Origin of the sequence: Chryseobacterium sp. SIMBA_028, assembly GCF_046535285.1 — a bacterium.
In the GTDB taxonomy this organism is placed as follows: Bacteria; Bacteroidota; Bacteroidia; order Flavobacteriales; family Weeksellaceae; genus Chryseobacterium.
In genome coordinates, this window is the sequence record NZ_JAWRWZ010000204.1 from 1 (window position 1) to 277 (window position 277).

Consider the following 277-nt stretch of genomic DNA (forward strand, 5'->3'; position numbering starts at 1 on the left):
GTAAGCAAAGCTGTCCCACGTTGTACTGCCCACGCCAAAAGAACTTGAGCCGGAGTTTTTTGAATACTTTCAGCAATTTCTACAATCACAGGATTTTCAAGCAAACCGGGTCTTATCCCATGTCCTAATGGTGCGAATGCCAAGAATATAATTCCTTTTTCTTTACAAAATTCTAGAAGTTCTGTTTCGGGAAGATAAGGATGAGATTCTACTTGTACCACTGCAGGTTTAATTCTTGCTGATTCATAAATCTCTTTTAATTGTTCTACATTCACAT

1 protein-coding gene is annotated in these 277 nt (G+C 37.9%); it reads right to left on the reverse strand.

The genetic code is table 11. From position 1 onward, the window contains the following. Positions 1-277 (reverse strand): aldo/keto reductase (locus SCA31_RS23160; protein WP_410699375.1); only part of this gene is annotated, 277 nt, incomplete at both ends.